Genomic DNA, 3,632 nt, shown 5'->3' on the forward strand with positions numbered 1-3,632 from the left:
CGGCTGGCCGTCTTTGACGGCTCGCCGATTTTCGCGTGATATGCGCCCGCAGTCTTCGCCGCAGCCGCACGTCGCGACGCGGGCTCTACCGACGCCTGTTCAGGCTGCATCTGGCAAGGAGAGGGCCCCGTGCCGCACTGGCTGCAATTAATGCTGGAATCGCTGCCGACCCTGTTATGGGCGGCGCTGATCTTCACCGTGCCGCTGACGCTTTTGTCGTTCGCCTGCGGCCTCGCCGCCGGGCTGGCCACGGCGCTGCTCAGGCTGTTCGGCCCAAAGCCGCTGGCGGCCGTGGCCCGCTTCTATGTCTGGATATTCCGTGGCACACCGCTCCTGGTGCAGCTGTTCCTGATCTTCTACGGTCTGCCCTCGATCGGCATTCTGCTCGATGCCTTTCCCGCGGCGCTGATCGGCTTCACGCTCAACATCGGCGCCTACACGTCGGAGATCATCCGCGCCGTCATCGGCTCGGTGCCGAAAGGGCAGTGGGAGGCGTCCTATTCGATCGGCATGACCTGGAGCCAGTCGATGCGGCGCACGATTCTGCCGCAAGCAGGGCGCGTCGCCGTGCCGCCGCTTTCCAACACCTTCATCTCTCTGGTCAAGGACACCTCGCTGGCGGCCGCCATCACCGTGCCGGAGATGTTCCAGGCGGCGCAGCGCATCGTCGCCACCACCTACGAGCCGCTGATCCTCTACATCGAGGCGGCGGCGCTCTACCTAGTGATGAGCTCGGTGCTGTCGGTGCTGCAGGCGCGGCTGGAGGTACGCCTCAACCGCTACGGCGGCTTCCTGGAGGCGAATGCATGATCGGCCTCGACAACATCGAGAAGCGGTTCGGCGACAATCTCGTCCTGAAGGGTGTCACCGTCAGCATCGAGGAAGGTAGCGTGACGGCGCTTGTCGGCCCCTCTGGGGGCGGAAAAAGCACTCTTCTGCGCTGCATCAATCTGTTGGAGATTCCAAGCTCGGGCACGCTGCGCATCGGTGAGGAGACGCTGCAGTTCCGTCCGGGGGTCAAGGTACCCGCCAGGGACATCCAGCGCATTCGCCTGCAGACAGGCATGGTGTTCCAGAACTTCCAGCTGTTCCCGCATCGCACCGCGATCGAGAACGTCATGGAAGGGCTGGTGACGGTGCTGAGATGGACGGCCGGCAGAGCCCGCGAACGGGCAATGGCCCTGCTCGAGAAGGTCGGCATGGCGCACAAGGCCGATGCCTGGCCGGCGACGCTGTCAGGCGGCCAGCAGCAGCGTGTTGCGATCGCCCGGGCGCTGGCGCCGTCGCCGCGTGTGCTGCTGTGCGACGAGCCGACCTCGGCGCTCGACCCGGAGCTCGCGCAGGAAGTGGTCGACGTGCTCGGCCAGCTCGCCCGGGAAGGCACGACCATGGTGATGGCCACGCACGATCTGAGGCTCGCCTCCAAGATCGCGCAGGAGGTGGTGTTCCTCGATGCCGGCGTCGTCGTCGAGAAAGGCCCGGCCTCGGTCGTGTTCGACAGGCCGGAGCGCGAGCGGACGAAACGCTTCATTGCCTCGCTGAGGCAGGAATCGCACAGGGAAACTGGCGGCGAGTAGCCTTCCGAAACAAAAAACCCGGCACGAGGCCGGGTTTTCTGAATTCGCGAAGGAAAAAAGCTCAGGCAGCTTCTTCCTGTTCGGCTTCCTCATTGTCGGCCTTGGCGCCGCGCTTCGGGCCCTTGTTGAGGTTGACCTCGATAAGGCGCACGGCCTCGGTCTCCGACATGCGGTTGACGGCAGCGATCTCGCGGGCCATGCGATCGAGCGCGGCCTCGTAAAGCTGGCGCTCGGAATAGGACTGCTCCGGCTGGTTGTCGGCGCGGTAGAGGTCGCGCACGACTTCCGAGATCGAGATCAGGTCGCCCGAGTTGATCTTGGCATCATATTCCTGGGCGCGGCGCGACCACATGGTGCGCTTGATGCGGGCACGGCCCTGCACAACCTTAAGCGCGCGGTCGACATAATCCTCTTCCGACAGCTTGCGCATGCCGATGGAGGTCGCCTTGGCGACCGGCACCTTGAGGCGCATCTTGTCCTTCTGGAAGTCGATGACGAACAGTTCCAGCTTGTGGCCGGCGACTTCCTGCTCGTCGATCGAGACGATCTGGCCGACGCCGTGCGCCGGATAGACGATGAACTCGCCGGTCTTGAAACCGTGACGCGCTGCGTTGGACTTCTTCTGCGGGGTGATCGTTGCCATTACGCCCTGAACTCCTTGTTGTAGCGCCGGCATGGCGGCGCCGGCTGAACTCGCGCGATCGGGATCGCCGACCGTTAGCCGCACAACAGATGAGCCCATCCGGAAAAGCCAGGGCAAGCACACCGCATAATTGCGACCGCCTGCCCCAGATCGCTCTGGTCCGGATTGAGAAGCTCACCTTTCAGTGATTTGGGGCGTTTGCGCCATAAATCGACGTTGTGTCACCGGCATGTTTGGCTGATGTAGCACAAAAAGTCGGAAGAATCAAGGTTTTGCTGCATTCGCGAAGGCCAAGCGCCGCCGCTGCCTGTCAAGGCAGTTCCTGTTTCATGCCCGTTACGTTACGTCACGCCGGCCGGACCGGCACCGTCACTTTTGATTTTGCGCATGATCCTTTCCGAAAATCGGAACCGATTTTCGGGGTCATGCGCTAGTCGCCTTCGCCGGGCTCGGCCGAGAAATATTTCTCGAACTTGCCGGTCTCGCCGTCGAAGTTTTTCGCGTCGGCCGGCGGTTCCTTCTTGGCGGTGATGTTCGGCCACTTCTCGGCATATTCGGTGTTGATCTGCAGCCATTTCTCAAGCCCCGGCTCGGTATCCGGCTTGATCGCGTCGGCCGGGCATTCCGGCTCGCAGACGCCGCAGTCGATGCACTCGTCCGGATGGATGACGAGCATGTTCTCGCCTTCGTAGAAACAGTCGACCGGACAGACCTCGATGCAGTCCATGTATTTGCATTTTATGCAATTGTCGGTCACGACATAGGTCATCGCAGGCTCCGGGACGTCCCATTTCTGCTGGGTTTTTTGGTGAGGTAACGCCTTTGCCGGTCGCTGGCAAGGGCGGCCATTCCTGACGGTGCCGTCGCGCCCGGAATGGAGTTGCAGAACCTCGATGCGGTTGAGATCGTTCCCGCCCTCAATCCTCGCCGAGCAGCCGGTCGGTTTCCCGCCTTTCTTTCTTGGTCGGGCGGCCGCTGCCGGCCTCGCGTAAAGCCGGAAGAGCGTCCGGAACGGCCTCGTCCTTCGGCGTGGGTTGCGGCGACATATCCTCATAGAGCAGGCGTGCCTCCTCGGCGGGGCCGCGCCTGGCGCCGGCGCCGAGCACTTTCCAGACCAGGATGCGCCGGTCCAGCGTGATGGTCAGCACGTCGCCGGGCCGGACAATGTCGGAGGCCTGCGCTGCTTTGTCGCGATTGATGCGCACGCGGCCAGCGACCACGAGCTTCGCCGCCAGCGAGCGCGATTTCACCGCGCGCGAGAAGAACAGCCATTTGTCGATGCGCTGGCGGGCATCGGTGACCATCGGACCCGCGGGCTACTTCTTCAGCTGGTCGCGCAAGGCGGCGAGCTTGGCGAAGGGCGAGTCCGGGTCGAAGCGCGCCGGCCGTTCGTCGCGCGGCTTGGCCTGGAA

At 63.6% G+C, this 3,632-nt stretch carries 5 protein-coding genes; 2 read left to right on the forward strand and 3 right to left on the reverse strand.

The genetic code is table 11. The annotated features are described in order from the left end of the window. The first annotated feature begins 129 nt into the window (after positions 1–129). Together EN781_RS28500 and EN781_RS28505 are read left to right on the forward strand one after the other, a co-directional pair. Complete coding sequence (locus EN781_RS28500; RefSeq protein ID WP_126057899.1) at positions 130–810, forward strand: ABC transporter permease subunit; 681 nt, start codon at positions 130–132, stop codon at positions 808–810. Beyond that, positions 807–1,577 (forward strand): amino acid ABC transporter ATP-binding protein, encoded by a 771-nt coding sequence (locus tag EN781_RS28505; RefSeq protein ID WP_126057900.1) that lies wholly within the window; start codon positions 807–809, stop codon positions 1,575–1,577. The genes EN781_RS28500 and EN781_RS28505 overlap by 4 nt, the downstream gene beginning before the upstream one ends. A gap of 61 nt (positions 1,578–1,638) precedes the next feature. Here EN781_RS28505 and EN781_RS28510 read toward each other — a convergent pair whose 3' ends face one another. The 3 genes from EN781_RS28510 to EN781_RS28520 form a co-directional block, all read right to left on the reverse strand. Beyond that, entirely contained in the window at positions 1,639–2,220 is a 582-nt protein-coding gene (locus EN781_RS28510; protein WP_126057901.1) for a CarD family transcriptional regulator, read from the reverse strand. A 430-nt stretch (positions 2,221–2,650) separates the two neighbouring features. Further along, positions 2,651–2,989, reverse strand: a complete 339-nt coding sequence (fdxA, locus tag EN781_RS28515) for a ferredoxin FdxA (RefSeq protein WP_126057902.1) — start codon at positions 2,987–2,989, stop codon at positions 2,651–2,653. Positions 2,990–3,137: 148 nt separating this feature from the next. Next, the gene (locus EN781_RS28520; RefSeq protein WP_126057903.1) at positions 3,138–3,524 is read right to left on the reverse strand and encodes an RNA-binding S4 domain-containing protein; all 387 of its coding nucleotides are present in this window, start codon (positions 3,522–3,524) and stop codon (positions 3,138–3,140) included. Between the last annotated feature and the right edge of the window lie 108 nt (positions 3,525–3,632).

Source organism: Mesorhizobium sp. M4A.F.Ca.ET.090.04.2.1 (genome assembly GCF_003999085.1).
In the GTDB taxonomy this organism is placed as follows: Bacteria; Pseudomonadota; Alphaproteobacteria; order Rhizobiales; family Rhizobiaceae; genus Mesorhizobium.

Excerpts from the sequence above, each read along its gene's own strand:
- EN781_RS28510 (WP_126057901.1), bottom strand. The coding sequence starts at position 2,220 with ATGGCAACGATCACCCCGCAGAAGAAGTCCAACGCAGCGCGTCACGGT.
- fdxA (WP_126057902.1), bottom strand. The coding sequence starts at position 2,989 with ATGACCTATGTCGTGACCGACAATTGCATAAAATGCAAATACATGGAC.
- EN781_RS28520 (WP_126057903.1), bottom strand. The coding sequence starts at position 3,524 with ATGGTCACCGATGCCCGCCAGCGCATCGACAAATGGCTGTTCTTCTCG.
- EN781_RS28505 (WP_126057900.1), top strand. The coding sequence starts at position 807 with ATGATCGGCCTCGACAACATCGAGAAGCGGTTCGGCGACAATCTCGTC.